Source organism: Streptomyces sp. NPDC001093, from assembly GCF_040298985.1.
Lineage (GTDB): Bacteria > Actinomycetota > Actinomycetes > Streptomycetales > Streptomycetaceae > Streptomyces.
The window spans coordinates 142261-167548 of record NZ_JBEPBF010000002.1; the positions used below are offsets into that span (position 1 = coordinate 142261).

At 71.9% G+C, this 25288-nt stretch carries 22 protein-coding genes and 1 pseudogene; 15 read left to right on the forward strand and 8 right to left on the reverse strand.

Translation table 11 applies throughout. The features are described 5' to 3' along the window. Nucleotides 1–28: 28 nt before the first annotated feature. Complete coding sequence (locus tag ABT288_RS01940; RefSeq protein WP_450857017.1) at nt 29–1321, reverse strand: extracellular solute-binding protein; 1293 nt, start codon at nt 1319–1321, stop codon at nt 29–31. Nucleotides 1322–1433: 112 nt separating this feature from the next. Between ABT288_RS01940 and ABT288_RS01945 the strand changes: the two genes are divergently transcribed. From ABT288_RS01945 to ABT288_RS01955, 3 genes are all read left to right on the forward strand, one after another. Then, nucleotides 1434–2405, forward strand: a complete 972-nt coding sequence (locus ABT288_RS01945; RefSeq protein ID WP_351601833.1) for an ROK family protein — start codon at nt 1434–1436, stop codon at nt 2403–2405. Continuing rightward, a complete protein-coding gene (nagA, locus tag ABT288_RS01950) occupies nt 2405–3550 on the forward strand; it encodes an N-acetylglucosamine-6-phosphate deacetylase (RefSeq protein WP_351601570.1) in 1146 nt (381 codons plus the stop codon). The genes ABT288_RS01945 and nagA overlap by 1 nt, the downstream gene beginning before the upstream one ends. Before the next feature lie 134 nt (nt 3551–3684). Next, entirely contained in the window at nt 3685–4614 is a 930-nt protein-coding gene (locus ABT288_RS01955; protein ID WP_351601573.1) for a 1-phosphofructokinase family hexose kinase, read from the forward strand. Here the strand turns inward: ABT288_RS01955 and ABT288_RS01960 are convergent. After that, nucleotides 4611–5549, reverse strand: a complete 939-nt coding sequence (locus ABT288_RS01960; protein WP_351601576.1) for a carbohydrate-binding protein — start codon at nt 5547–5549, stop codon at nt 4611–4613. The genes ABT288_RS01955 and ABT288_RS01960 overlap by 4 nt on opposite strands. A 116-nt stretch (nt 5550–5665) precedes the next feature. Continuing rightward, nucleotides 5666–7321, reverse strand: a complete 1656-nt coding sequence (gene cdgB, locus ABT288_RS01965; protein WP_351601579.1) for a diguanylate cyclase CdgB — start codon at nt 7319–7321, stop codon at nt 5666–5668. Between the two features lie 337 nt (nt 7322–7658). On the opposite strand from cdgB, the gene ABT288_RS01970 reads away from it, so the two are divergent. Both ABT288_RS01970 and ABT288_RS01975 read left to right on the forward strand, forming a co-directional pair. Continuing rightward, nucleotides 7659–8231: a flavin reductase family protein gene (locus ABT288_RS01970; RefSeq protein ID WP_351601582.1), complete on the forward strand. Its 573-nt coding sequence runs from the start codon at nt 7659–7661 to the stop codon at nt 8229–8231. A gap of 49 nt (nt 8232–8280) precedes the next feature. Further along, nucleotides 8281–8742 (forward strand): GNAT family N-acetyltransferase, encoded by a 462-nt coding sequence (locus ABT288_RS01975; protein ID WP_351601585.1) that lies wholly within the window; start codon nt 8281–8283, stop codon nt 8740–8742. Between the two features lie 15 nt (nt 8743–8757). On the opposite strand, the gene ABT288_RS01980 is transcribed toward ABT288_RS01975, so the two are convergent. Both ABT288_RS01980 and arfB read right to left on the reverse strand, forming a co-directional pair. After that, nucleotides 8758–9618 carry a sigma-70 family RNA polymerase sigma factor gene (locus tag ABT288_RS01980; RefSeq protein ID WP_351601587.1) on the reverse strand — a complete coding sequence of 287 codons (861 nt, stop codon included), beginning with the start codon at nt 9616–9618 and terminating at the stop codon, nt 8758–8760. A 164-nt stretch (nt 9619–9782) separates the two neighbouring features. Then, nucleotides 9783–10220, reverse strand: coding sequence for an alternative ribosome rescue aminoacyl-tRNA hydrolase ArfB (gene arfB, locus ABT288_RS01985; RefSeq protein WP_351601590.1), 438 nt, complete (start codon nt 10218–10220; stop codon nt 9783–9785). Between the two features lie 186 nt (nt 10221–10406). Here arfB and ABT288_RS01990 point away from each other — a divergent pair, with 186 nt between their 5' ends. Both ABT288_RS01990 and ABT288_RS01995 read left to right on the forward strand, forming a co-directional pair. Further along, nucleotides 10407–10982 carry a TerD family protein gene (locus ABT288_RS01990; RefSeq protein WP_351601593.1) on the forward strand — a complete coding sequence of 192 codons (576 nt, stop codon included), beginning with the start codon at nt 10407–10409 and terminating at the stop codon, nt 10980–10982. 136 nt (nt 10983–11118) lie between these two features. Beyond that, nucleotides 11119–12078 carry a bifunctional GNAT family N-acetyltransferase/NUDIX hydrolase gene (locus ABT288_RS01995; protein ID WP_351601596.1) on the forward strand — a complete coding sequence of 320 codons (960 nt, stop codon included), beginning with the start codon at nt 11119–11121 and terminating at the stop codon, nt 12076–12078. A 72-nt stretch (nt 12079–12150) separates the two neighbouring features. Here ABT288_RS01995 and ABT288_RS02000 read toward each other — a convergent pair whose 3' ends face one another. After that, complete coding sequence (locus ABT288_RS02000) at nt 12151–13542, reverse strand: M1 family metallopeptidase (RefSeq protein ID WP_351601599.1); 1392 nt, start codon at nt 13540–13542, stop codon at nt 12151–12153. Between the two features lie 77 nt (nt 13543–13619). On the opposite strand from ABT288_RS02000, the gene ABT288_RS02005 reads away from it, so the two are divergent. Further along, the gene (locus tag ABT288_RS02005; protein ID WP_351601602.1) at nt 13620–14120 is read left to right on the forward strand and encodes a hypothetical protein; all 501 of its coding nucleotides are present in this window, start codon (nt 13620–13622) and stop codon (nt 14118–14120) included. A gap of 3 nt (nt 14121–14123) precedes the next feature. Here ABT288_RS02005 and ABT288_RS02010 read toward each other — a convergent pair whose 3' ends face one another. After that, a complete protein-coding gene (locus tag ABT288_RS02010; protein ID WP_351601605.1) occupies nt 14124–14813 on the reverse strand; it encodes a pentapeptide repeat-containing protein in 690 nt (229 codons plus the stop codon). Between the two features lie 147 nt (nt 14814–14960). Here ABT288_RS02010 and ABT288_RS02015 point away from each other — a divergent pair, with 147 nt between their 5' ends. The 3 genes from ABT288_RS02015 to ABT288_RS02025 all read left to right on the forward strand — a co-directional run bounded on the left by ABT288_RS02015 (nt 14961) and on the right by ABT288_RS02025 (nt 18796). After that, nucleotides 14961–16172, forward strand: a complete 1212-nt coding sequence (locus ABT288_RS02015; RefSeq protein ID WP_351601608.1) for an NAD(P)-binding protein — start codon at nt 14961–14963, stop codon at nt 16170–16172. Nucleotides 16173–16220: 48 nt separating this feature from the next. After that, nucleotides 16221–17192 (forward strand): zinc-binding dehydrogenase, encoded by a 972-nt coding sequence (locus ABT288_RS02020; RefSeq protein ID WP_351601836.1) that lies wholly within the window; start codon nt 16221–16223, stop codon nt 17190–17192. Between the two features lie 89 nt (nt 17193–17281). Then, nucleotides 17282–18796, forward strand: coding sequence for an MFS transporter (locus ABT288_RS02025; RefSeq protein ID WP_351601611.1), 1515 nt, complete (start codon nt 17282–17284; stop codon nt 18794–18796). A 68-nt stretch (nt 18797–18864) separates the two neighbouring features. Here the strand turns inward: ABT288_RS02025 and ABT288_RS02030 are convergent. Beyond that, nucleotides 18865–19134, reverse strand: a pseudogene (locus ABT288_RS02030) (hydroxyurea phosphotransferase); the annotation flags it as partial. Between ABT288_RS02030 and ABT288_RS02035 the strand changes: the two are divergent. The 4 genes from ABT288_RS02035 (at nt 19133) to ABT288_RS02050 (ending at nt 25258) form a co-directional block, all read left to right on the forward strand. After that, entirely contained in the window at nt 19133–19786 is a 654-nt protein-coding gene (locus ABT288_RS02035; RefSeq protein ID WP_351601614.1) for a rhomboid-like protein, read from the forward strand. The pseudogene ABT288_RS02030 and the gene ABT288_RS02035 overlap by 2 nt on opposite strands. A gap of 10 nt (nt 19787–19796) precedes the next feature. After that, complete coding sequence (locus ABT288_RS02040) at nt 19797–21203, forward strand: NAD(P)/FAD-dependent oxidoreductase (RefSeq protein WP_351601617.1); 1407 nt, start codon at nt 19797–19799, stop codon at nt 21201–21203. 121 nt (nt 21204–21324) lie between these two features. Continuing rightward, complete coding sequence (locus tag ABT288_RS02045) at nt 21325–22500, forward strand: PP2C family protein-serine/threonine phosphatase (RefSeq protein ID WP_351601620.1); 1176 nt, start codon at nt 21325–21327, stop codon at nt 22498–22500. 199 nt (nt 22501–22699) lie between these two features. Continuing rightward, nucleotides 22700–25258, forward strand: coding sequence for a hypothetical protein (locus tag ABT288_RS02050; protein WP_351601623.1), 2559 nt, complete (start codon nt 22700–22702; stop codon nt 25256–25258). The last annotated feature ends 30 nt before the right edge of the window (nt 25259–25288 follow it).

Consider the following 25288-nt stretch of genomic DNA (forward strand, 5'->3'; position numbering starts at 1 on the left):
CCGTAGCGGTGGGGACTGACAGCGGCGCTCAGTTCTTCGCGCTGCTGTCGGCCGTCGTAGCCATCGCCTGGAGGCGGGTCAGGACGCCGGCGGGGTCGGCGCCGGGGGCGACGGCCTGGCCGATGTCCTGCTTCACGGCCGCGCTGACCGACGCCCACGAGGTCTTGCCGACGGGGTACAGCTCGGAGGTGGGCAGCTCGTCGAGGAAGGGGTGCAGGGCCTTGTCGGGGGCGGAGTCCGACGCGCTCATGGCGTTGGACGCGGAGCCGGTGACCGGGAGGAGGCCGTACTCGCGGGAGAAGGCCAGGACGTTCTTCCGGGTGTATATGAAGTTGAGGAAGTCGCCGATCCGGTCGCGGTGCCCGTTCTGTCTGAAGGCCATCATCCAGTCGGCGACGCCCATGGAGGCCCTGGCCCTGCCGGTGCGCCCCGGCATCGGCACCATGCCGAACTTCACGCCCTTCTTCCCGGCCTGCTGGATCAGCGTGGGATGCCCGTTGAGCATGCCGACCTGACCGTCGGCGAAGGCGGCGAACGCGGTCGCCCGGTTGAGCTTGCCGGGCGGGACCGGGCCCGTCAGGCCCTTGTCGACCAGGTCGTCCTTGAGCCAGGTGAAGGTCTGGACGTTCTGCGCGGAGTCGATGGTGTAAGTGCCGATGTCGTCGGTGTAGCCGCTGCCGCCGTTGTTGCCGCTGCTGCCGCTGAGCAGCCACTGCATGGTCTCCGCCTGGGCCTCCTCGGGGCCGAGCGGCAGCGCGAAGGGGTACTTCACTCCCTTGTCCTTGAGCGCCTTGGCGTCGGCGGCGAGCTCGTCCCAGGTGGTGGGCGGGGTGATGCCGGCCTTGGCGAACAGGGTCTGGTTGTAGAAGAGCACGCGCGTGGAGGCGGCGAAGGGGATGCCGTACTGCGTGTGGTTCCACTGCCCGGCGTCGGAGAGCTGGGAGAGGAAGTCGGCCTGGGTCCGTATGGAGAGCAGGTCGGAGGCCGGGTAGAGCTTGCCGGCGGCCGCGTAGTCGGCGTAGGCGCCGATCTGGGCCAGGTCGGGGGCGTGGCCGGCGGCGACCATGTCCTTGACCTTGGCGTCGACGTCGTTCCACGAGTACACGCTGACGTCGATCTTCACACCGGGGTGCTGGGACTCGTACTCCCTGACCAGGGTGTCCCAGTACTTCCGGGAGCTGTTGGCGGGAGAGTCGCCGTAGTCGGCGGCGACGAGTCTCAACGTGACGTCGGAGGAGCCCGTACTCCCGCAGCCGCCGAGGACCGCCGTCATGCCCAGTGCGGACACCACCGCGATCGTTCCTGCCGTACGCCGACGCAACCTCAACGCCCCAACCCTGCTGTCTGACCGTTCAACATATGGACACGTAAGGTCTACACCACGTGAGTGGACTAGACCTCTCGCGGGTGGGAGGGTCACACTAGGGCCCGTGGTGAGACATGTCATCGCCCTGGACGTGGGCGGTACCGGGATGAAGGCCGCCCTCGTCGGCGACGACGGCGGACTGCTCCACCGCGCCCGCCGCGCCACCGGACGCGAGCGCGGACCGGACGCGGTGGTCGAGACGATCCTCGGCTTCGCCGCCGAGCTGCGCGCGTACGGCCTGCAGCGCTACGGCGAGGCGGCCGCCGCCGTCGGTGTCGCCGTGCCCGGCATCGTCGACGAGGAGCGGGGCATCGCCTCCTACGCGGCCAACCTCGGCTGGCGGGACGTACCGCTGCGCGCGCTGCTCGGCGAGCGCCTCGGCGTCCCCGTCGCCCTCGGCCACGACGTGCGCACCGGCGGCCTCGCCGAGGGCCGGATCGGCGCGGGCAGGGGCGCCGACCGGTTCCTGTTCGTGCCGCTAGGCACCGGAATCGCGGGCGCCATCGGCATCGACGGCCGGGTGGAGGCGGGCGCGCACGGCTTCGCCGGAGAGATCGGGCACGTGGTCGTACGCCCCGGCGGGACCCCCTGCCCCTGCGGGCAGCACGGCTGCCTGGAGCGGTACGCCTCCGCGTCCGCCGTCAGCGAGGCCTGGGCGGCGGCCTGCGGGGACCCGGACGCGGACGCCGCCGACTGCGCCAAGGCCGTCGCGTCCGGTGACCCGAACGCCGTCCGGGTCTGGCAGGAAGCGGTCGACGCGCTCGCCGACGGCCTGGTCACCGCGCTCACCCTGCTGGACCCGCGCACCCTGATCATCGGTGGCGGTCTCGCCGAGGCGGGGGAAGTGTTGTTCCAGCCCCTGCGGGACGCCGTCCGGCGGCGGGTCACCTTCCAGAAACTGCCGGCCATCGTCCCCGCCGCCCTCGGCGACACCGCCGGCTGCCTGGGCGCGGGCCTGCTGGCCCGCGAGCTCCTCGACACCGCCGACGCCGATTCCGCCCCCACCGACCCCACCGACCCCTCGGAGGTAACCGCCTGATGGCTCCCAGCTTGGTTCTCACCGGTGCTCGGGTGGTGCTGCCCACCGGAGTCGTGGACGACGGGCGCGTGGTCGTCGAGGGTACGAAGATCGCGGCCGCCGCTCCCGGGAACGCCGAGGTGATCGACGTGACCGGCCACTGGCTGGTCCCCGGCTTCGTCGACATCCACAACCACGGCGGCGGCGGAGCCTCCTTCTCCGGCACCCCGGACCAGATCATGACGGCCCTCCGCACCCACCGCGCGCACGGCACCACGACCCTGGTGGCCTCCACCGTCACCGACGAGATGGACCTGCTGGTCCGCCAGGCCGGGCTGCTGAGCGAGCTGGCCGAGCAGGGCGAGATCGCGGGCATCCACTTCGAGGGACCGTTCATCTCGCCGTGCCGCAAGGGCGCGCACTCCGAGGCACTGCTGCGCGACCCGGACCCGGCCGAGGTCCGCAAGCTGGTCGACGCGGCGCGCGGCAGGGCGAAGATGGTCACCCTCGCGACCGAACTGCCGGGCGGCATCGACTCCGTACGGCTGCTCGCCGAGCACGGCGTGATCGCGGCGATCGGGCACACGGACGCGACGTACGAGCAGACGGTGGAGGCCATCGACGCGGGCGCCACGGTCGCCACGCACCTCTTCAACGCCATGCCGGCCCTCGGCCACCGCTCCCCCGGCCCGATCGCGGCCCTGCTGGAGGACGAGCGGGTCACGGTCGAGCTGATCAACGACGGCACCCACCTCCATCCGGCCGCGCTGGAGCTGGCCTTCCGCCACGCGGGGGCGGACCGGGTCGCGTTCATCACCGACGCGATGGACGCGACCGGCATCGGCGACGGCCGTTACATGCTGGGCCCCCTGGAGGTCGAGGTCAGCGAGGGGGTGGCCCGGCTGGTGGAGGGCGGCTCGATCGCGGGCTCGACGCTCACGCTGGACCGGGCGTTCAAGCGGGCGGTGACCGTCGACAGGCTGTCGGTCGAGGACGCGGTGACGGCCCTGTCCGCCAACCCGGCCCGCCTCCTCGGCCTGTCCGACCGCATCGGCTCGCTGGAGCCGGGCAAGGACGCCGACCTGCTGGTGCTGGACGCGGACTTCGGCCTCAAGGGCGTGATGCGGCGGGGCGAGTGGGTGGTGATCCCGCCCCAACTGGCCTGATCTGCCCGTCTTTTCCCTGGACGGCGGCCGACTCGTGACTGGGCGGACCGCCGTCTCTTTGGCATGATCGTGCCCCCGGAAACCGATGTCGGGCGCGATGACGTGCCACAGGACTTCGAGGGAGGTCGGCCCGGGTGATCCTCACGGTCACGCTGAACACCGCTCTCGACCTGACCTACCGGGTACGGTCGCTGCGCCCGCACGCCTCGCACCGGGTCTCGGAGGTCATCGAGCGTCCCGGCGGCAAGGGCGTGAACGTGGCCCGGGTACTGGCCGCGCTCGGGCACGAGGTGACGGTCACGGGGTTCGCGGGCGGCGGGACGGGCCGGGGGGTACGCGAACGGCTCGCCGACGTCCCCGGTCTGACGGACGCGCTGGTGCCCGTCGCGGGGGCGACCCGGCGCACGATCGCGGTCGTGGACGAACTGTCGGGCGACACCACCCAGTTGAACGAACCGGGCCCGCTGATCGCCCCGGCGGAGTGGGGCGCGTTCCTGGACCGCTACGAGGAACTGCTCGCGGGCGCCTCGGCAGTGGCCCTGTGCGGCAGCCTGCCCCCGGGCGTGCCGGTGGGGGCGTACGCGAACCTCGTCCGGGCCGCCCGCGCCGCCGGGGTCCCCGTCCTGCTGGACACGAGCGGCGAACCCCTGCGCCGCGCGGTCGCCGCCCGCCCCGACCTCATCAAGCCCAACGCCGACGAACTGGCCGAACTGACGGGCTCCCACGAACCGTTGCGCGCCACCCAGGACGCCCGCCGCCGCGGCGCCCACGCGGTGGTCGCCTCCCTCGGCCCGGAGGGCCTGCTGGCCGTCACCCCCGAGGGCCGCTGGCGCGCCGCCCCACCGGCCCGCGTACTCGGCAACCCGACCGGCGCGGGCGACTCGGCGGTGGCGGGCCTGCTGTCGGGGCTCGTGGAGGGCCTGACGTGGCCGGACCGGCTGACCCGGGCGGTCGCCTTGTCGGCGGCGACCGTACGGGCCCCGGCCGCCGGCGAGTTCGACCCCGCCGTGTACGAGGAGCTGCGGGGGCGGGTGGCGGTGACCGGGGTGGTCAGCGCGGCCTAGCTGTCCTTCTTGACCTGACCCTGCTTCAGCTTGACGTTGCTGATCAGGGCGTTGCACTGGTCTCCGGAACCGCAGGAGATGGAGATGGTGTTGGAGCCCTGCTTCAGGGTCGGCCACACATAGGTCCTGGTCCAGCCGTTGGCGAAGTCGCCGTCCTTGGCGTGCCGGTAGTTCTGCAGGTTCAGCTTGCTGCCGAACGGGGTGCCGTTGACGCTGACCGTCATCGACTGGTCGGGGCCGGCCACGCTGTAGTACACGAACACGGTGTACGTGCCGTCCGCCGGGGCGTTGACGTTCCAGGTGAGCGAGGCGCCGGGCGTGTTCAGTCCCGTCATGTAGCTGCCGTCGGAGGAGCTCGCGCCCTTGACGTCAGTAGCCTTCGCCGCACCGCCGGCCGGCGTGAGCGCCGAGGCGTCGGACTGCATCGAGGCACTGGCCGCCGAGTTGCTCGCAGACGGGCTCGGTCCCTGGCTCTGGGACTGGGTCGGCGTCGTGCCCGCCTGGTTGCCCGTGTTCTTGTCGTCGTTGCCGCCGAGCATCGAGACGCCGATGCCTATGACGACCGCGGCGACCACCGCGATCGCGCCGATCAGCAGGCCCTTGGTGTTCGGGCCGCGGCGGCCGGGGGCGGGCACGGGCGACTGCCGGCTGGTCGGGGCGCCGCCGGGGAGGGTCTCCGGGGCCTGGTAGTGGGCGTTCGGCTGACCGTAGGCGCCCTGCTGCTGCGGGCCGCCGTACTGCGGCTGCTGCTGGCCGTACTGCGGCTGCTGCTGGCCGTACTGGCGCTCGCCGACCGTACGCACCCTGCTGACCGAACCCGGGTAGCCGTAACCGCCGGACGGCGGCTGGGCGCCTCTGGCCTGGCCGTCGGCGTACAGATAGCCGAACGGGTCGTCGTCCTCGGGCGTGCTCGGGCCGTTTTCGCCGGGCGTCATCCCTAGGTCTCCTCAGCGGGTGCGGTGGATGCGGTACAGGTCTGGAAAGGCGAGCCTACCCGCTCTGGCTGGCCCAAACGGGTGACTCGGACCGCACCAACTCGCTGACCTGGGGTTCACCCGGCGCGCCGGTGCTGTTTGGGACGAGATCGTTTCTCTACGTACATACGCTCGTCGGCTGACTTCAACACTTCGTCCGCGGTCATGCCGCAGTGTGCCCATCCGATACCGAAGCTCGCGCCCACCCGGACGGCCCGGCCCTCGGCCCGGATCGGCTGGATGATCTCGTTGCGCAGCCGTACGGCGAGGTCCTGGGCGTCGGCCCGGCCGAGGCCGTCGGCGAGGATCACGAACTCGTCGCCGCCGAGCCGGGCGACCGTGTCGCCGTCCCGTACGCCCCTGGTGAGCCTGCGTGCGACCTCGATCAGTACCGCGTCGCCCGCGTTGTGCCCGAAGCGGTCGTTGATCGACTTGAAGCCGTCCAGGTCGCAGAAGAGCACCGCGAGCCCCTTGGTGCCGTCGTCGCGGCCGTCCTCGGGGGCGACCGTGTGGACGTGGTGGTCGAAGGCGTCGTACGCCTCCGTCCCCGGCCGGTAGTCGAAGCCGTGGGCCGCGGGGCCGTCGAAGGCGGGGTGGCCGTAGGCCGCGTCCAGGGACTCCAGCTCGCCGCTGTGGGCCGGGCGCCGGCACAGCCGGGCGGACAGGCGGGAGCGCAGCTCGGCGGAGTTGGGCAGGCCGGTGAGCGAGTCGTGGGAGGCGCGGTGGGCGAGCTGCAGCTCGCGGCGCTTGCGTTCCTCTATGTCCTCGACGTGGGTGAGGAGGAAGCGGGGGCCGTCGGCGGCGTCCGCGACGACGCTGTTGCGCAGGCTCACCCAGACGTACGTGCCGTCGCGGCGGCCCAGGCGGAGCTCGGCGCGGCCGCCCTCCGCCGAGGTCCGCAGCAGGGTGCCGATGTCCTCGGGGTGGACGAGGTCGGAGAAGGAGTAGCGGCGCATCGCCGAGGCCGGGCGGCCGAGGAGACGGCACAGGGCGTCGTTGGTGCGCAGGATGCGGCCGTGCTGGTCGCCGCCCATCTCGGCGATGGCCATGCCGGAGGGGGCGTACTCGAAGGCCTGCCTGAAGCTTTCCTCACTCGCCCGCAGCGCCTGCTGCTCGCGCTCCAGGCGGACCAGGGCGCGCTGCATGTTGGCGCGCAGCCGGGCGTTGCTGATCGCGATGGCGGCCTGGAAGGCGTACATCTGCAGGGCCTCGCGGCCCCAGGCGCCGGGGTGGCGGCCGTTGCGCGGCCGGTCGACGGAGATGACCCCGAGCAGCTCACCGCAGGAGCCGCCCGAGACGCCCGGCGTGTACATGGGGGCGAAGAGGCGGTCGGAGGGGTGCCACTCGTCCTCGAAGCGCGGCGCGGGCCCGTCCGTGAACCACTGGGGTACGTCGTCGTCGTCGAGCACCCAGCCCTCGGTGTGCGGTATGAAGATCAGGTCGCCCCAGCGCTCACCCATGTTCAGCCGCCGGTCCCAGGACTCGCGGGAGCCGACCCGGCCGGTGATCAGGGCCTCGGCGGCGGAGTTCCCGGCGAACGCGGCGACGACGAGATCGCCGTCGGGGCGTACGAGGTTCACGCACGCCATCTCGTATCCGAGGGCTTGTACGGCGCCGTCGGCGACGGTCTGCAGTGTGTCCGCCAGGCTGCGTGCCGTGTTCATGTCGGCCATGACCTGGTGCAGCTGCCGCAGGGACGCAAGGCGGACATACGGCTCCGACTCGGTCTCCATGCTCGCCCTCCCCCCGAGACCTCGCAGCGAATCAAGGGTTGTCTTCGGCGCTTCCTAAGGGTGCCTCTTACGGTGCGTTCCAGCTTCCCCGCCACTGAATCACAGCGCGCTGCCCACTCGGTACACAGGGTCAACAATTCCCGCCCCTTGTGACTCAAGTCACAGGCGAACGTGAACAATTGAGAGGAGTTTCCGCGATTTCCGCGTGCGTTTACTGAACGCAAACTTCTGGGGTCTGTTCACATTGATGCACACATCGGTCCTCCGTTGGTCCTAGGACCAGGCTCGGGCGAAGGCCCGATGCGGCCCGCGCGGGGCGGAGACTAGCGTTTCCGGCGTGCTGAAGACCGCCTCACCCATCGCCACCGCCGCTTCCGGGCATGCTGAGGGGGTGAGCAACGACGAGTTCCGGGCCGCGATGTCCCGGCTGGCCGCGGGAGTGGTCCTGGTGACCGCGCAGGAGCCGCCGCTGGACCCGGACGACCCGGACGCGCCGGGCATGGAGGACGTCGGCATGACCGCCACCGCCTTCATGTCCGTCTCCCTCGACCCGCCGCTGGTCCTGGTGAGCCTGCGCACGGGCGCCCGCATGGACGACCTGCTCGACGAACAACCCCTGTGGGCGGTGTCGGTCCTCACCGAGAGCCAGCGGCACATCGCGGGTCGCTTCGCCATGAAGGGCCGCATCAGCGACCGTCTGCTCTTCGAGGACATCCCCTACGCCCGCGGCGAGGCCACCGGCGCCCCGCTGGTGGGGGGCGCGCTGGCCACGCTGGAGTGCCGCACCGAGCAGCGGGTGACGGCCGGCGACCACACCCTCGTCATCGGCCGCGTGCTGACCGCGAGCGTCCCGAGCGCGGAGGGCGGGCCGCTGATGTACTTCCGGGGCCGGTACCGGCAGTTGGGGTGACCCCGATATTCCGTGGCCCCGGCAAGATCCGCCTTCCTACGCTGCGCGGATGACCTCTCGTCTGGAAGAAGTCACCCCCGCGAACCTCGACGCCGCGATCGGCCTCCGGATCCGCCCCGACCAGGAGCACGCGGTCGCGCCCGTCGTGAAGTCCCTCGCCGAGGCGTACGTCCACCCCACCGGTGTCGCCTGGCCCCGGCTGATCGTGGACGACGACCGCCCGGTCGGCTTTCTGATGGCCTTCCTCGGCATCGACTGGCACGGCGACGGCAGCGTGCACCGCTCCGGGCTGTGGCGGCTGAACATCGCCGCCGAGGAACAGGGCCGCGGCTACGGCCGCTTCGCCGTCGACTCCGTCGCCGCCGAGATCCGCCGCCGCGGCGGCAAGGAGCTGTACGTCACCTGGCACCCGGGCCCGGACGGCCCCGAGGACTTCTACCTCCGCCTGGGCTTCCGCAAGAACGGCGAGACGAGCGGGGGCCAGACGGTGGGGGTGCTGGACCTCCGGTGACGGCCGCCGGCCCGGCTACGCCGGCTCGATGGTCAGCTCGGCCAGGTCCTCCGGGTTCGTCACGACGTCGATGGCCGTGATGCGGTCGGCCACGAAGGTGAACGCCAGGACCCGCTCGAGGCGATCCCCGGCGTACACGACCAGCCCCGTCGCCCCGTCCACCAGCGCGGGACGCGCCACGCGGGCCAGATGGGCGAAGCTCTTCGCGCCGGAGGCGACCCGCACCGCGCCGGCGGTCACACCCGACTCGCCGCGCGCCACCACGTCCGGGTCGAGCACCTCCAGCAAGCCGTCGAAGTCCCCCTCCCGGGCGGCCGCCAGGAACGCGTCGACCACCTCCCGCTGCCGCACCAGGTCGGCCTCCGGCGCGTCCGCGCCCCGCACCCGGCGCCGCGCCCGGCTGGCCAGCTGCCGTGCCGCGGCCGGGCTGCGCCCGAGGATCCCGCCGACCTCCTCGAACGGCACCCCGAACAGATCGTGCAGCACGAACGCCAGCCGTTCGGCCGGCGAGAGCGTGTCGAGGACGACGAGCAGGGCCACCCCGACCGAGTCCGCGAGCACCGCGTCCTGTGCCGGGTCCGGCTCGGCGGAGGCCCCGGGCAGCCAGGTGTCCAGGGGCTCCTCGCCCCGGGAGCGGCGGGAGCGGAGCATGTCGAGGCAGACCCGGCCGACGACGGTCGTCAGCCAGCCCCCGAGGTTGCCCACCTCACGCGTGTCGGACCGGCTCAGCCGGAACCACGCCTCCTGCACCGCGTCCTCGGCCTCCGCGACCGAGCCCAGCATCCGGTAGGCCACGGCCCGCAGATGCCCCCGGTACGCCTCGAACCGCTCGGCGAGAAACTCGTCGTCGCGGTGCTGCCGCTCGTCGTCGCTCATCGGGATGCCCGGCCTCTCCGTCGCCCTGGTGGTCCCCCACCTCACTGACTCACTGACTCACTGACGAACGGCGGGCGGCGAATGTGACGGCTCACCGGCGCGACGGCGGGCCGTGCGGGTGACGGACCGTGCGGGTGGCGGGCGCCGCCCCGTGCCCGCCGGGCTCAGGCCCAGTCCCGGCCCGTGCGGCCCCGCTTCGTCTCCGAGCGCTGCTTCTTCTCCCGCAGCCGGCGTTCGTTGATGCCGCGCGGGATCCGGGTCGGTCTGCGCGGCTTGGGCGGGGGCGCGCTGGCCTCCGCGAGCAGGGCGGCGAGCCGTACGGCGGCGGTCTCGCGGTTGCGCCACTGGGAGCGGTGCTCGGAGGCCCGTACGGTCACCACGCCGTCGACGAGCCGGCCCGCGAGCCGCTGCAGCGCCCGCTCCTTCCAGACCGCGGGCAGCGCCTCGGTGCGGGCCAGGTCGAAGCGCAGCTCCACCTGTGAGTCGCTGGTGTTGACATGCTGCCCGCCGGGCCCGGACGACCTGGAGAAACGCCACATCAGCTCGGCCTCGGGAAGGGAGACGGAGCCACGGATGACGTAGGGACCGGACATGGGGTCCATGTTCCCGGTCCCGCCCGGTCCACGTCACCTGGATTTCCGGGCCCGGACCTCACGCCCGGTGAAAAAGGTGCTCGGTAAAAAAGGTAAAGGGATCCGGAACCACCGGGACCCCCCTCGACGTTCTTCCCGGTGACGGTAGCTTCAACGGCACTGCACCACACATATCCAGAGGAAAGGACTCCCAACATGGCTGTAAGCCTGTCCAAGGGTGGCAACGTCTCGCTCACCAAGGAGGCTCCGGGCCTGACCGCCGTCACCGTGGGCCTCGGCTGGGACGTCCGCACCACCACCGGCACGGACTTCGACCTGGACGCCTCCGCCATCGCGGTCAACACCCAGGGCAAGGTCTTCTCGGACGCGCACTTCGTCTTCTTCAACAACAAGCAGACCCCGGACAACACCATCGTCCACACCGGTGACAACCGCACCGGCGAGGGCGAGGGCGACGACGAGGCGATCAACGTCAACCTGGCCGCGCTCCCGGCCGACATCGACAAGGTCGTCTTCCCGGTCTCCATCTACGACGCCGAGAACCGCGGCCAGAACTTCGGCCAGGTCCGCAACGCCTACATCCGCATCGTCAACCAGGCCGGCGGCGCCGAGATCGCCCGCTACGACCTCTCCGAGGACGCCGCCACCGAGACGGCCATGGTCTTCGGCGAGCTGTACCGCAACGGCGCGGAGTGGAAGTTCCGCGCGGTGGGCCAGGGTTACGCCTCGGGCCTGGTCGGCATCGCCCAGGACTTCGGCGTGAACGTCTGACGGAGGCGAACGTCCGGCGGACGCGCGTCCCCCGCGGGAAGCCCCGTGCCCGGCCGTACGCGGCCCGGGGCTTCCACGCTCCCCGGCGACACAAATCCGGAGGTGTGCAACGGCTCCTCGGGGATAGCTTGCCTGCGTGATTCTCGAAGCCCTCTCCCCCGGCCCGGACATCCCGGCCCCGTTGCTGAGCGAACTCACCGCGCTCTACGCGTCCAACCGCGAGTTCCACCGGCTCAGCGGTGACTTCCCCGATCCGGACGACATACGTCCCGAGCAGGTCGCGGCCGCGCTGGCCGAGGACCTGGCCGTGCCGGGCGCCGACGTGCTGCTCGCCCGCACGGAGGAGGGGCGCCTCGTCGGACTCGCGGGCACGCTCGCCCACCATCCGCAACCCGTCGACCCGGACCCGTGGATCGGGCTGCTGATGGTGCACGCGGACGAGCACGGCAAGGGCTACGGCCGCGCCCTCGCGGAACTCGTCGAGGCCCGTTTCCGCGCCCAGGGCCGCCGCAGCGCCGTACGGCTCGCCGTCCTCGCCAACAACCCCAAGGCGCTGGCCTTCTGGACCGCCCTCGGCTATGAGGTGATCGACCACCGCCCCGACCGGGCGCTCGGCCGCCCCTGCGCCGTGCTGCGCAAGGTGCTGGGCGAGCAGTCGCGCACACCGAGGAAGGCGGCCCGGATCGCCGTGGTGGCGCCGGACGGCGCGGTGCTTCTGTTCCGGTACGACAACGTCGAGGTCGGCGTCCACTGGGCGCTGCCCGGCGGCGGCCTGGAGCCCGGCGAGTCCCCGCGCGAGGGGGCCCTGCGGGAGCTGGCCGAGGAGACCGGCTGGACCGACCTGGAGCCGGGCCCGCTGATGTGCACGTGGGAACACGACTTCACCCACACGGGAACCCCCGTCCGCCAGCACGAGCACGTCTACGTCACCCGCGGCCCGCGCCGGGACCCGGTCGGCGGCCCCCGGCTCGCCGCCGCGCACACCGCCGACGGCATCCTCACCTGGCGCTGGTGGACCCGCCGGGAACTGGCCGAGGCACCCGAGCCGGTGTGGCCGCCGGGGCTCGCGGGACTGCTGGACGCGTGGGAGGACTGAGCCGGCGGAGAAGTGGACGACACCGGCCGGCACGGGACTCGGCGCGCCGTCTCCCGACCGCGGGTTCGCCGGTCAGGGATGGGCCGGTTTGCCGTCCCCGTACAGCCAGTCCCTCCAGATCTCGGTGAAGTCCTTGTGCGGGGCCTTCTTCTCCACGTACGCGGTGAAGTCGGCGGTGCTCACGTTGCCGCCGCGGTGAGCGGCGGCCCAGCCCTGGATGATGTCGTAGAACGCGTCGTCGCCGACCTTCTGCCGGATCTTCTGCAGGACCATCGCGCCGCGCTCGTAGACGGGGCTGTCGGATATGTGGGCGGCGCTCGACGGTTTCGCGGGCGGGTAGGCCCAGATGGACTTGTCGTCGCTGTTGTACTGGTCCATGAACGTCTGCTGGACGCTCTCGCCGCCGTGGTCCTCCCGCCACAGCCACTCCGCGTAGGTGGCGAAGCCCTCGTTGAGCCACATGTCCTGCCAGGACTTCGGGGTGACCGAGTCGCCGTACCACTGGTGGGCGAGTTCGTGCACGAGGGTGCCGGTGTCCGGGGCGCCGGGGACGACGGGCCGGTTCTGGGTCTCCAGGGCATAGCCGGCGTCATCGGGGCGGTCGACGATCGCGCCGGTGGAGGAGAAGGGGTACGGCCCGAAGTTGATCTCCTCCCATCTGATGATGTCGGGGAGCTGCGCGAGCACCTTCTCGCTCGCCTTCGCCTGGGTGGGGTCGACGGCGGTGAGGATCGGCAGCCCGTGCGGCCCGGTGGTGCGGGTGAGGTCGAAGTGCCCGACGGCGACCGTGGCGAGGTAGGTCGCCATGGGCTGCGCGGTGTGCCAGTGCCAGGTCGTACGGCCGCCCTTGGTGGACTGGTCCGCCAACTCGCCGTTGGAGACGGCCTGCAGGCCCTCGGGGACGGTGACGGTGATGTCGTAGGTCGCCTTGTCCGAGGGGTGGTTGTTGCCCGGGAACCAGGCCATGGAGCCGACGGGTTCGCCGAGGCCGAGGGCGCCGTCGGCGGTGGGCAGCCAGCCCTCCTTCGAGCCGTCGGGGTCGGTGAGGGTCTGCGGGGTGCCCGCGTAGCGGACGGTGGTGCGGAAGGTCTCGCCCCTGCTCAGATCGTCGTGCGGGCGGACGGTGAGTTCCTGGCCGGCCCGGTTGAAGCGGGCCTGTGTGCCCTCGACGGTGACCGAGTCGACCTGCAGCCCGGCGAGGTCGAGGTCGAAGGCGGACAGGTCCTGGGTGGCGCGGGCGGTGATGACCGCCGTGCCGGTGAGACGGCGGGTGGCGGGGGTGTAGTCCAGGGTGAGGTCGTAGTGCCCGACGTCGTAGCCGCCGTTGCCGGCCTTCGGGAAGTAGGGGTCGCGTACGCCGGAGCCGCCGGGGGTGCCGCGCACACCGCCGTCGCATGCGGTGCCGGTCAGAGCAAGGGTGAGCAGGACCGCGACGGCCGGCACAAGGCGTACGGATCTGGACATGTCAGTGATCTTAAGTGCCGGGGTCCGAGTGGTCCGAGTGTCCGGTGGTCCTGCCGGGGCGTGACACCATCTCTCCCGTGCTCGACATCGGCTACGCCCTCTCCAACCGGTTCCCGGACCCCCCGCAGACCGACTACCGCCGCGCGGACGTCCACGCGCTGCGGCACGACCTGTTCTGCGGTGACGTGTATCTCGCGGACACCAAGACGGACCGGGAGCTGTCCACAGCCTGGGGATGGGTGCCGGTGCTGGACTTCGCGTGGGCGCTGTGTGACATCGTGGAGCGGCTGGACCGGGACCCGATGGGCTCCCGCGCCGCCCGGCCGCAGCGCGCGGAGCTGGACTTCACCGAGTCCACCGACCGGATGCTGTTCGAGCGCCGCTTCGGCTGGGTCGACATCACCGCCGACTGGGTGCCGGCCGAGGAGTCCCCGCTGTCCTTCTCCCACGCCGAACTGCGCCGCGAGGCCCGCGACTTCCTGCACGACCTGATCGCCGACCTGACCGACCTCCACGAGGACCTGTCGGAGAACCCGGCCGTCTGGACTCTGCAGGCCCGCTTTCCACGCGTGCCGTAGGGCCTACTCCACCCGGATGCCCATTTCCGCCGCCAACACCGGCGCCAGATCCAGCAGTTGCCCGGTGCTGATCACCGCCCCCGACAGCCGGTCCAGCCCCCGCACGATCTCCAGTGGCGCGGCCCCGCGCAGGTCCACGTCCTTCAGTGTCGCGCCGCCGAAGTCGGCCTCTCGCAGCGCGCAGTCGACGAACTCCACCCGCTCCAGGGTCGCGCCCGCGAAGTCCGGCTCGACCAGGACGCAGGACTCGAAGACGACGTCCTTCAGGCCGGCCTCCCGCATGTTGAGGTAGTCGATCTTGCCGCCGCGGATGACGACCCGCTCCAGGACGGCGCCGTGCAGCTGGGTGCCGCCCAGCCGGGCGTCGATCAGCTCGACGTCCCGGAACGTGGACTCGGCGAGATGCGTGCCCACCCCGCGCAGCCCGGTCAGGACCGAGTCCAGCACTCTGGCCCGGCCCAGCGCCGTACCGTCCATCACGCAGCCGGTCAGTGCGCAGTCCATGAACCGGGCGCCCACGCCGTCCTGCCCGGTCAGGTCGGCGTCCCGGAAGTCCAGCCCGTCGTAGTCCCCGTCCGGCTCCAACTCGCCGTCCGGCCACGGCCGGAGGGGCGGCAGCCGCAGCTCCGGCCGTCGCGCGCCCTTCACCCCTGCCCGGCCCGCCGCACGGCCGCCCGTCGCTCTCCTCGCCATGCCCCCATGCTGCACCCCACCACTGACAATCGCCCTGACCTGCGAAAACCCGGACGATGTCACATTCCGGCCCGCCCATCAGTCCTAGTTACGGACCGACAGCCGTACGCACGGACCAGGTGTACCGATCGAGGGAGGGCCCCACCCATGAACCACCCCGTGCAGCGCCCCCTGCACCGCGGCACCACGCACCGCACCGCGCACCGCATCACCGTCGTCGGCGGCGGCTTCGCCGGGCTCACCGCCGCGATCACCGCGGCCGAGGCAGGCGCCGAGGTCACCGTGTACGAGGCCCATCACACCCTGGGCGGCCGGGCCCGCACCGCCGCGGGGCCGTACCGCATCAACGAGGGCCCGCACGCCCTCTACAACGGCGGCCCGCACTGGGCCTGGCTCAGGCAGCGGAAGCTGATCGGACCGCTCGCCCCGATACCGGCCCTGGAGGCCGCCCGGCTGCGGCTGCGGCACCACGGCGCGCTGCGCCGCACCCCGCCCTTCGGGATGCTGAAGCTGCTGCGCCCGGGCGTCCGGCAGGCGCCCGTCGACGCCGACTTCCTGTCCTGGGCGACCGGTGTCGCAGGGGAGGAGGGAGCCCGCGCCGCGGCGCACTACGCGGCCGTCGCGCTCTTCCACCACGACCCCGGCGCCCTGTCCGCCGCGTTCGTGCAGGAACGGCTGCGCCGGGCCACCAAGCTGCCGCCGGAGGCGCACTACCCGGTCGGCGGCTGGGGCTCCCTGATCGACCGGATGGCCGCACGCGCCTGGAACCTGGGCGTGCGGGTCGAGACACTGTCCCGCGTCGACGCACTGCCCACCGGCACCCCCGTGGTCGTCGCCACCTCGCTCGCCGCCGCCCGGCGGCTGCTCGGCGACGACTCGCTGACCTGGCCGAGCGGCCGTACCGTCCTGCTCGACCTCGCCGTACGCGCCCGGCGCGGTGACCCCTTCGTCCTCTCCGACCTCGACGCGACCGGCTGGCTGGAGCGGTGCACGGCGCCGGATGCGTCCCTCGCCCCGGCCGGGGAGCAGCTGGTCCAGGGGCAGTTCCCGATCGGGCCGGGCGAGTCCCGCGCCGACGGTCTGGCCCGCGCCGAGGAACTTCTCGACCTGGGCTTCCCGGGCTGGCGGGAGCGGCTGACCTGGCGGCGGGAGGCGGTGGCGGACGGCCGTACCGGGGCCCTGGACCTGCCGGGAAGCAGCTGGCGGGACCGGCCCGCCGTGGACCGCGGCGACGGGGTCTATCTCGCCGGCGACCAGGTGGCGGCGCCGGGCGTGCTGTCGGAGGTGTCCTTCAACAGCGCGGTCACCGCGGTGTCCCTGATCCTCGGCCGGCCCGCCCTTGACCTCAAGCGCGCTTGAGGCCGGAGCGTGGATGCGATGACACAGCCGTCCTCCAGGGGGGTCACCATGCACGCCGTACGCCTCTACGCCTTCGGTCCCGCCGAGAACCTCACCTACGAACAGGCCCCGGACCCGGTCCCCGGACCGGGTCAGGTGCGGATCGCGGTCGCCGCGGCCGGGGTGCACCTGCTCGACGCCGCCCTGCGCGCCGGGCACCGCGGCCCGCTGCCCGAGCGGCCCGCCCTGCCGACCGTGCCGGGCCGCGAGGTCGCGGGGGTCGTGGACGCGCTCGGCGACGGCGTCGACGGGCTGTGGCTGGGCAGGCGGGTCGTGGCCCACCTCGGTTTCGCGCCCGGAGGGTACGCCGAACTCGCCGTCACCGACGTCGACCGCGTGCACGACATCCCGCTGAACCTGGACTTCGCCGCCGCCGTCGCCATGATCGGCACCGGGCGTACAGCGCTCGGGATCGCGGGGTTCGCCGAGCCGGGCCCGGACGACGTGGTCGTCGTACCGGCCGCCGCCGGAGGCATCGGCACCCTGCTCGTGCAGTACGCCAGGAACGCCGGCGCCACCGTGATCGGACTCGCGGGCGGCCCGGAGAAGACGGCCCGGGTCTTGGCGAACGGCGCCGGCCTGGCCGTCGACTACACCGACACCGCCTGGCCCGCGAAGGTCCGGGCCGAACTCGGGGCCCGGCAGGCCTCGATCGTCTACGACGGCGTCGGCGGCGAGGCCGCCCGGCACGCCGTCGCCCTCCTCGGGCCCGGCGGGCGGCACCTGGTCTTCGGCTGGTCGGCGGAAGGCATCGGGGAGGGCGGGGGGCACTTCGTCGAGGGCGTCTCCCGGTCCGTGCTCGGCCCCGAGATGCTCCGCAGGGCGGGCGGCCTGCGCGCACTCGAACAGCGCGCGCTCGCCGAGGCCGCCCACGGCCGGCTGCGCCCCGCCGTCACCCGTTTCCCCCTCGCGGACGCGGCCGCCGCGCACCGCGCACTCGAGAACCGCCGCACGATCGGAAAGGTGGTACTGGAACCATGAAGCACCCGCCGAAACCCACGGACGAGGCCCCGGACGGCCGGAACGCACAGACGGATGCAATACGCCCCGATCCGTGGTCTTCTGGCCAGATGAGTACCGGCCGGACAGGTGAAGCCGACCCCTTCCGGAAGACCCCCGAGGGGACCGATCCGCACCGCTGGTGGGGCCTTGTCGTCATCGCCCTCGCCCAGCTGATGGTCGTCCTGGACGCGACGATCGTGAACATCGCGCTCCCCTCCGCCCAGCACGCCCTGCACATGTCCGACGGCAACCGGCAGTGGGTGATCACCGCCTACACCCTCGCCTTCGGCGGCCTCCTCCTGCTCGGCGGCCGCATCGCCGACCTCGTCGGACGCAAACGCACCTTCGTCATCGGACTCATCGGCTTCGCCGTCGCCTCGGCCATCGGCGGCGCCGCCACCAGCTCCGGCATGCTCTTCGGCGCCCGCGCGCTCCAGGGTGCCTTCGCCGCCGTCCTCGCGCCCTCCGCGCTCTCCCTGCTGACCACGACCTTCACCGACCCCCGCGAACGCGGAAAGGCCTTCGGCGTCTACGGCGCCCTCGCCGGCAGTGGCTCGGCGATCGGGTTCATCGTCGGCGGCCTGCTCACCGAGTACCTCAACTGGCGCTGGTGTCTGTACGTCAACGTGCCCATCGCCGTCCTCGCCGTGGTCGGTGCCTTCGCCCTCCTGCACGACCGCCCCGGCCACCGCGAGGCCGGCCTCGACGTCCCCGGCGCCCTGCTCGGCTGCGGCGGCCTCGTCGCGATCGTCTCCGGCTTCAGCGAGGCGGAGCCGCGCGGCTGGAGCGACCCGCTGGTCCTCGCCCTCTTCGCGAGCGGCGTGGCCCTGCTCACCGCGTTCGTCTGGTGGCAGAACCGGGCCCCGAGCCCCCTGCTCCCGCTGCACATCATCAAGGACCGCAACCGCGCCGGCTGCTTCCTGACCATGATGCTGGCGACGATCGGCATGTTCGGCCTGTTCCTGTTCATGACCTACTACCTGCAGATCATCCTCGGCTACTCACCGGTCAGGACGGGCCTCGCCTACCTGCCCCTCACCGCCGCGATCATCACCGGCTCCACGCAGATCTCCGCACGGCTGCTGCAGCACGTGGCTCCGCGCATGCTCATGGCCCCCGGCATGGTCCTCGCCGCGGGCGGCATGACGCTCCTCACCCGCATGACGGTCCACTCCTCCTACACCACCGAGATCCTGCCCGCCCTCGTCCTCATGGGCCTCGGCATGGGTCTGACCTTCATGCCCGTGTTCGCCACCGCGACCGCCGGTGTCGCACCACGCGACTCCGGCGTCACCTCCGCGACCGTCAACACCTCGCAGCAGGTGGGCGGTTCGATCGGTACGGCGCTGCTCAACACCATCGCCACGACCAGCAGCACGGCCTACATCACCGCCCACCTGCGCACCGGCGCGCCCAAGGCCCTCGTGGTCCCGGCCGGCGTCGTCCACGGCTACACCATCGCCATCTGGTGGGCGGCCGGCGTGATGCTCCTGGCGGGCCTTACGGCCGGCCTGATGGTCACGGCCAAGGCCCCAAAACACGGGGCGCCGGCCGACGCCCCGCTGCCCGAATCAGTCACCTGACGTCGGGCGATCTCCAGCTGCCGCTCCTCGACCGGCCGGCCGTCCTCCACGTCCCAGTGCGGAGCCCGGTGCAGCAGCCGGTCACCGGGCTCCGCGACGGCCTCACGCGTGTCGGCCACGGCGGACCGCATCCGCGACTCGTCCAGCCGCTCCAGGAGCATGGTGCCCGTCGCCGGATCGTGGTCCAGCGGCCGTACGGCCCCGTCGCCGTCCCGCACCCGCAGCGCGGCGGTGAACGCCCGCCCCGCCGCACCGTTGTACGTCTCCTGGGCCTCCGTGAGATCACCGGGGATGTCAATCACGAACCGGACGACACTGGCGTGCGTGAATCGGCTCATGCGAATCAACCGGGGCCTGAGCGGCGTGTGGGCGTACATCCGCAGTGCTCCCGGCGCATACGTGTGGCTGGCGGTCCTGTTCCTCACGACCGTCGCGCTGCACCAGATGTCGCCGGAGTTCGAGCAGCACTTCCTGCGGCAGCGGTCGACCAACATCCACGAACTGTCACACAACCCCGTACGGGTCCTCGTGGCCAGCGCGATGTGGATCGACAGCGGCCGCTGGCTCCCCTACGTCCTGCTGTACACCGTCTTCCACGCACCCGCCGAACGCTGGCTCGGCACCGCCCGCTGGTTCGCGGTGTGCGCGCTGGCCCACGTCCTGGCCACGCTCATCAGCGAGGGCGCCCTGCTGAAGGCCGTCCGCGACGGCATCGCCCCGTACTCCGCCCTCAACACCCTCGACATCGGCGTCAGTTACGCACTCGCCGGCGTCATCGGCGTCCTCACCTACCGCATCGCACCCCCCTGGCGCTACGCGTATCTGCCGGCCATCCTCATCGTCTTCACCCTGCCCCTGGTGCAGGGACGCACCTTCACCGAACTCGGCCACCTGGTCTCCGTACTGATCGGACTGGCCTGCTACCCCCTGACCAGAGGCCGCGGAAAAGCATGGAATCCGAAGGAGACACCGGCCGCTCCCAGGGGTTAACGTCCCGGCCATGAGCAGCTCGGCACGCAGTGTGGTCAACGGCGGAATCTCCTTCTGGTACGCGGACGACGGTCTCCCCGCGGTACGCGAGCCACTGCCCGGGGACGCGACCGCCGACGTCGCCATCATCGGCGGCGGCTACACCGGCCTGTGGACCGCCTACTACCTGAAGAAGGCCGCCCCCTTCCTCCGCATCACCGTCCTGGAACAGAAGTTCTGCGGCTACGGCGCCTCCGGCCGCAACGGCGGCTGGCTCTACAACGGCATCGCCGGCCGCGACCGGTACGCCCGGCTGCACGGCCACGAAGCCGCCGTACGCCTGCAGCAGGCGATGAACGACACCGTCGCCGAGGTGATCGCGGTGGCCGAGGCCGAGGGCATCGACGCCGACATCCACAAAGGCGGCGTCCTCGAAGTGGCCACCACCCCCGCCCAACTGGCCCGTCTGAAGGCCTTCCACGAACACGAGCTGTCCTACGGCGAGAAGGACCGCGAACTGTACGGCGCCCGTCAGACCGCCGAACGCATCCGCATCGCCGACGCGGTCGGCTCCACCTGGACCCCGCACGGCGCCCGGCTGCACCCCGTGAAGCTGGTCAAGGGCCTCGCGGCGGCGGTGGAGGCCCTCGGGGTCACGATCCACGAGTCGACCCCGGTCACCGAGATCCGCCCCAGGCACGCCGTCACCCCCTACGGCACCGTCCGCGCCCCCTACATCCTGCGCTGCACCGAGGGCTTCACCGCCTCCCTGAAGGGCCAGAAGCGCACCTGGCTCCCCATGAACTCCTCCATGATCGCCACCGAGCCGCTGACCGGGGACCAGTGGGCGGCCATCGGCTGGGACGGCCGCGAAACCCTCGGTGACATGGCCCACGCCTACATGTACGCCCAGCGCACCGCCGACGGCCGCATCGCACTCGGCGGCCGGGGCATGCCGTACCGCTTCGGCTCGAGGACGGACAACGACGGCCGCACGCAGGATGCGACCGTCGAAGCCCTCCGGGAGATCCTGACCCGCTTCTTCCCGGCCCTGGCCGGGGTCCGGGTGACACACGCCTGGTCGGGCGTCCTCGGCGTACCCCGCGACTGGTGCGCCACGGTGACCCTCGACCGCTCGACGGGCCTCGGCTGGGCCGGCGGCTACGTCGGCTCCGGCGTAGCCACCACCAACCTGGCCGCCCGCACCCTGCGCGACCTGGTCCAGCAGGACTCCGGCCAGGGCGGCCGCACCGAGCTGACCGACCTGCCCTGGGTCGACCACAAGGTCCGCAAGTGGGAACCCGAACCCTTCCGCTGGCTCGGCGTCCACGGCATGTACGCCACCTACCGCACCGCCGACCAGCGCGAACGCCTGCGGCCGGGCACGGAGTCCTCACGTCTGGCGAAGCTGGCGGACCGGGTGGCGGGGCGGCACTGAAGGGTGCCGACGTGAGCGGGCCGACCTGAGGACCGAGTGAAGGGGCCCTGCCGACGCCTTCCGCCTCGGCCAGAACGTCCGCAGCGGTCCCTGGTCGTCAGGCGCGCTCGGTGGTGGCACTGTGGAAGACGTGAACGCCGGGCACGGCTTCGCCGGGGTGCGGCAGCCACGGGCGTCGAGCCACGCGCTGCTGCTGATCCCGATCGTGCTCATCCTGGTGATCACGATGGTGGACCAGATGGTCCCGGAGGACGTCCATCTCGGCCCGCTCCTGGTCATCGCACCCGCGATCACCGCCTCGTTCGCCGGGCCCTGGCTGACCGGGCTGATCGGCTTCCTGACCGTGGCGGCACAGGCGTACATCGGCTGGCACTTCGGCGTGCTGTTCTCGCGCAACGTGCTGGTGCAGATCCTCGCCCTGGCGGTGCTGTCGGCCCTGATCGTGTTCTTCTGCCTGGTCCGCGAGCGGCACCAGCGCCAGCTGGCCCAGGTGCGGTCCGTCGCGGAAGCCGCGCAGCACAGCCTGCTGTGGCCGCTGCCCGAGCGGATGGGCCCCTTGCGGATCGCCTGCCTGTATCTGGCCGCCGAGGACGAGGCACAGATCGGCGGTGACCTGTACGCGGCCACCCGCATCATCGGCGGGGTGCGCATCATGATCGGAGATGTGCGCGGCAAGGGCCTGTCCGCCATCGGCGAATCCGCGCTCCTGCTCGGAGCTTTCCGCGAAGCCGCCCACCGGCACGCCACCCTCCCCGATCTGGCCGCCACCCTCGAGCAGAGCGTGACCCGCTACCTGGCCGACTTCGAGCCGACCGCCGAGGCCGGCGAACGCTTCGCCACCACCCTGCTCCTGGAAATACCCGACGACGACCCCGTCATCCGCATGATCAGCTGCGGGCACCCCCCTCCCCTGTTGCTCAGCCCCGGTAACGCCCTGACCGTCCCCACCCTGCACCCCGCGCCGCCCCTGGGGATCGCGGAGACGGGGCCGGACGACTACGCCATCGACATGGCCTCCTTCGAGCCGGGCGACACACTCCTGCTCTACACGGACGGCGTCATCGAAGCCCGTGACGCCGCCGGTCGCTTCTACCCCTTCGAGGCACGGGCCGCCCAGTGGCACAAGGCCGGTCCCGAATCACTGCTCCACCACATCCAACGCGACCTGTACGCCCATACCCGCGGGCGCCTCAACGACGACGCGGCTCTCGTCGCCCTCCACCGCGAGCCCGACAGCCACCGACGCCACCACCACGGCCGGGTCATCCACGCGAGCGGCTTCGGCCACACCTCCTGAACCGGATTTTCCGACTCTTTACCAGGTCAGGGCCGGAGGCGCTGACCTGCGGCGCGGTGCCGGAGCGCGAGCGGCCATGCTGCGAAACGGGGCAAAAGCGCTGGTCGGACGGGCTGGGGAGGGAGCCCGCGAAGACGGCCTCGTCACGGTCGGGCGTTATCGTCCGACCTGCTTTGTTCACCTTCTCCCCAGGAGCCCCATGCGCCTCAAGCAGGCCTCGCTCACGGCGGCGATATCGGTCGTCGCCGGGCTGACCACTGCCACGGTCGGCCTCACCGGCTCCGCCGCCTGGGCCGACGGTACGGCGGCGCTGCCGCTGTCCCACTACGCGCACATGCTGGTCGACGCCGCGCACCAGCACATCTTCTTCAGCCAGGGTGCCGGCTCGACCGGCATCGTGGTGACCGACCTGTCCGGCACCCCCGTCACCACCATCCAGGACGAGCCGGGCGCCACCGGTTTGGCCCTGTCCGCCGACGGCGGGACGCTCTACGCGGCCCTGGCAGACGGAGACGCGGTCGCCGCGATCGACACGGCAACGCTGACCGAGTCCACCCGCTATTCGACCGGGTCCGGCAGTGCCCCGGTCTCCGTCGCCGTGGCGGGCGGCAAGGTCTGGTACGGATACACCGCCGACAGCAAGGGCGCCGTAGGGTCGGTGGATCCGTCCGCCGCCGCCCCGGCGGCAGCGCCCCAGCCCTCGATGTCGCACTGGTCGGTCGCACCGCTGCTCGCGACGGGCGGTGGCGTGCTCGCGGCCGAGGAGCCCCAGCAGAACCTCAGCCACGTGGCCACGTTCGACGTCTCCTCGGGGACGCCGTCGGCCAAGGCCGACACCCTGGTCCACGGCGGCACGGCGACCGGGCTCCACGTCACCGGGGACGGCGCCGAGGTCGTACTCGCCGCTCCCCAAGGGTCCGCCGTGTATGTCTACAGCACCGCGGACCTCGCCTCCGCCAGTCCCTACGCGTACTACGTCGGCGGCGTGAACTCCGGCCCGAACTCGGTCGCGGTCGACACCGACGGGACGATCGCCGTCGGCGGCACTTCGGGTGCGGAAGCCAACCTGTACCTCTACGCCGGGCCGAACAACCTTGCCGAGAACCACGTCACTCTCGCCTCCGGCACCCTGGCTCCGGACGGCCTGGAGTGGGGAGCCGACGGGGCGCTCTACGCCGTCACGCGGGACTCCTCGGGGGCCTACACCCTCGGCACGCTGAGCGCTCCCAAGCTCACCGACACCCAACTGTCCCTGAATCCCCCGCAGTACGCGGTCCCCACCCAGCAGTTCACGTTCACCGGATCGCTGAGCACCAGAGGCTTCGTACCGGCCGGCGCGTCGCTCCAGGTGACCCGTGACGGCACGCCGCTACCCGATGCCACGGTCGGCAAGGACGGATCCTTCACCGTAAGTGACACCAGGCAGGACGAGGGCGCGTACACGTACCAGGTTGTGTACGCCGGTGACGCGACGCACCGGCCCGTGACGGCCTCGCTGGCGGTGCACGTGGCGAAGTCGACGACCACCATCCCCTTCCCGGACGTCAGTTCGGCGACCCCGCACTCGGTGGCCTTCATGGGCTCGCTCATGACCGGGCTGAACCTCGGCAGCCTCCCTCAGGGCACCACCGTCCAGGTGTCCAGGACGAACGAGGACACCCAGGAGACGACGCAGCTCCCGTCGGTCACGGTCGACCCGGCCACCACCGAGTTCACCGTCACCGACGCCCCGGACCGCGCGGGACGGTTCACCTACCACCTGTCGTACGCGGGTGACGCCACGCGCCGGCCGACGTCCTCCGACGTGACCGTCCAGGTCTCCCCGTACGCCCCGGCCCTGACGCTGAACGCGCCCGCGACCGCCACCCGCGGCACCGCGCTGACGTTCGGCGGCACGCTGGGCGACGCGCCGTACGACAGCGGCGAGACGGTCACCGTGTCCCGTACGGACGCCGCCCACACGACGACACCCGTGCAGTGGACCGTACCCGTGGGCGCCGACGGCACGATCGCCGTCAAGGACACGCCGTCCGTCGGTGGCGCCGACACCTACACGGTCAGCTACCCGGGCGACGCCTCCCACCAGGCGGCCACCGCCTCCGCGATCGTCCAGGTGTCCCGCGCCGCGACGGCCCTGTCCGTCACCACCAACGCCTCCTCGTACGCGTACGGCGCGACCGCCACCGTCACCGCCCACCTGGGCACGACGTACAACGGCCGTACGGTGGCGATCTACGCCCAGCCCTACGGCGGCGGGAAGACGCTGGTCAAGGCCGGCACCGTGGACAGCAGTGGCAACCTCTCGGCCACGTACAGGCTCACCCGCAACACGACGTTCACGGCGTCCTTCGCGGGCGACTACCGATACGCTCCTGCCACGGCCACCCGCACCGCCTACGACCAGGTGAAGATCGCGGAGACGCTGAGCGGCTATTACACGAGCACCACGTACAGCGGCACCACCTACCGCGTCTACCACCACACCGTGAAGCCGCGGGTGACCGCCGTCGTGTCGCCGAACAAGTCCGGCCAGTGCGAGAAGTTCCAGGCCCAGGAGTACTACAGCGGCGCCTGGCACACGCTCACCACCTCGGGCTGCTACTACCTCGACCCGAACAGCACCTGGGCGACGCAGTTGAGCCTCACCAACGCGGTCGACCAGAAGTTCCGGGTGCGCTCGGAGTACGTGCCCAGCACAAAGGACAACACCAACCTGAGCACGTGGGGCGGCTGGCTCTACTTCACGGTCAGGACCTGAGCCGCCTCGGCAACCGACGGCCCGGACACC

What these genes read in the sequence shown, in the direction of transcription:
- ABT288_RS02050 (WP_351601623.1), top strand. Translation starts at nt 22,700, where the DNA reads ATGCGCCTCAAGCAGGCCTCGCTCACGGCGGCGATATCGGTCGTCGCC.
- ABT288_RS02015 (WP_351601608.1), top strand. Translation starts at nt 14,961, where the DNA reads ATGAACCACCCCGTGCAGCGCCCCCTGCACCGCGGCACCACGCACCGC.
- ABT288_RS01960 (WP_351601576.1), bottom strand. Translation starts at nt 5,549, where the DNA reads ATGACGCCCGGCGAAAACGGCCCGAGCACGCCCGAGGACGACGACCCG.
- ABT288_RS01990 (WP_351601593.1), top strand. Translation starts at nt 10,407, where the DNA reads ATGGCTGTAAGCCTGTCCAAGGGTGGCAACGTCTCGCTCACCAAGGAG.
- ABT288_RS01975 (WP_351601585.1), top strand. Translation starts at nt 8,281, where the DNA reads ATGACCTCTCGTCTGGAAGAAGTCACCCCCGCGAACCTCGACGCCGCG.
- ABT288_RS02020 (WP_351601836.1), top strand. Translation starts at nt 16,221, where the DNA reads ATGCACGCCGTACGCCTCTACGCCTTCGGTCCCGCCGAGAACCTCACC.
- ABT288_RS02035 (WP_351601614.1), top strand. Translation starts at nt 19,133, where the DNA reads ATGCGAATCAACCGGGGCCTGAGCGGCGTGTGGGCGTACATCCGCAGT.
- nagA (WP_351601570.1), top strand. Translation starts at nt 2,405, where the DNA reads ATGGCTCCCAGCTTGGTTCTCACCGGTGCTCGGGTGGTGCTGCCCACC.
- ABT288_RS02025 (WP_351601611.1), top strand. Translation starts at nt 17,282, where the DNA reads ATGAGTACCGGCCGGACAGGTGAAGCCGACCCCTTCCGGAAGACCCCC.
- ABT288_RS02010 (WP_351601605.1), bottom strand. Translation starts at nt 14,813, where the DNA reads ATGGCGAGGAGAGCGACGGGCGGCCGTGCGGCGGGCCGGGCAGGGGTG.
- cdgB (WP_351601579.1), bottom strand. Translation starts at nt 7,321, where the DNA reads ATGGAGACCGAGTCGGAGCCGTATGTCCGCCTTGCGTCCCTGCGGCAG.
- arfB (WP_351601590.1), bottom strand. Translation starts at nt 10,220, where the DNA reads ATGGACCCCATGTCCGGTCCCTACGTCATCCGTGGCTCCGTCTCCCTT.
- ABT288_RS02040 (WP_351601617.1), top strand. Translation starts at nt 19,797, where the DNA reads ATGAGCAGCTCGGCACGCAGTGTGGTCAACGGCGGAATCTCCTTCTGG.
- ABT288_RS02000 (WP_351601599.1), bottom strand. Translation starts at nt 13,542, where the DNA reads ATGTCCAGATCCGTACGCCTTGTGCCGGCCGTCGCGGTCCTGCTCACC.
- ABT288_RS01980 (WP_351601587.1), bottom strand. Translation starts at nt 9,618, where the DNA reads ATGAGCGACGACGAGCGGCAGCACCGCGACGACGAGTTTCTCGCCGAG.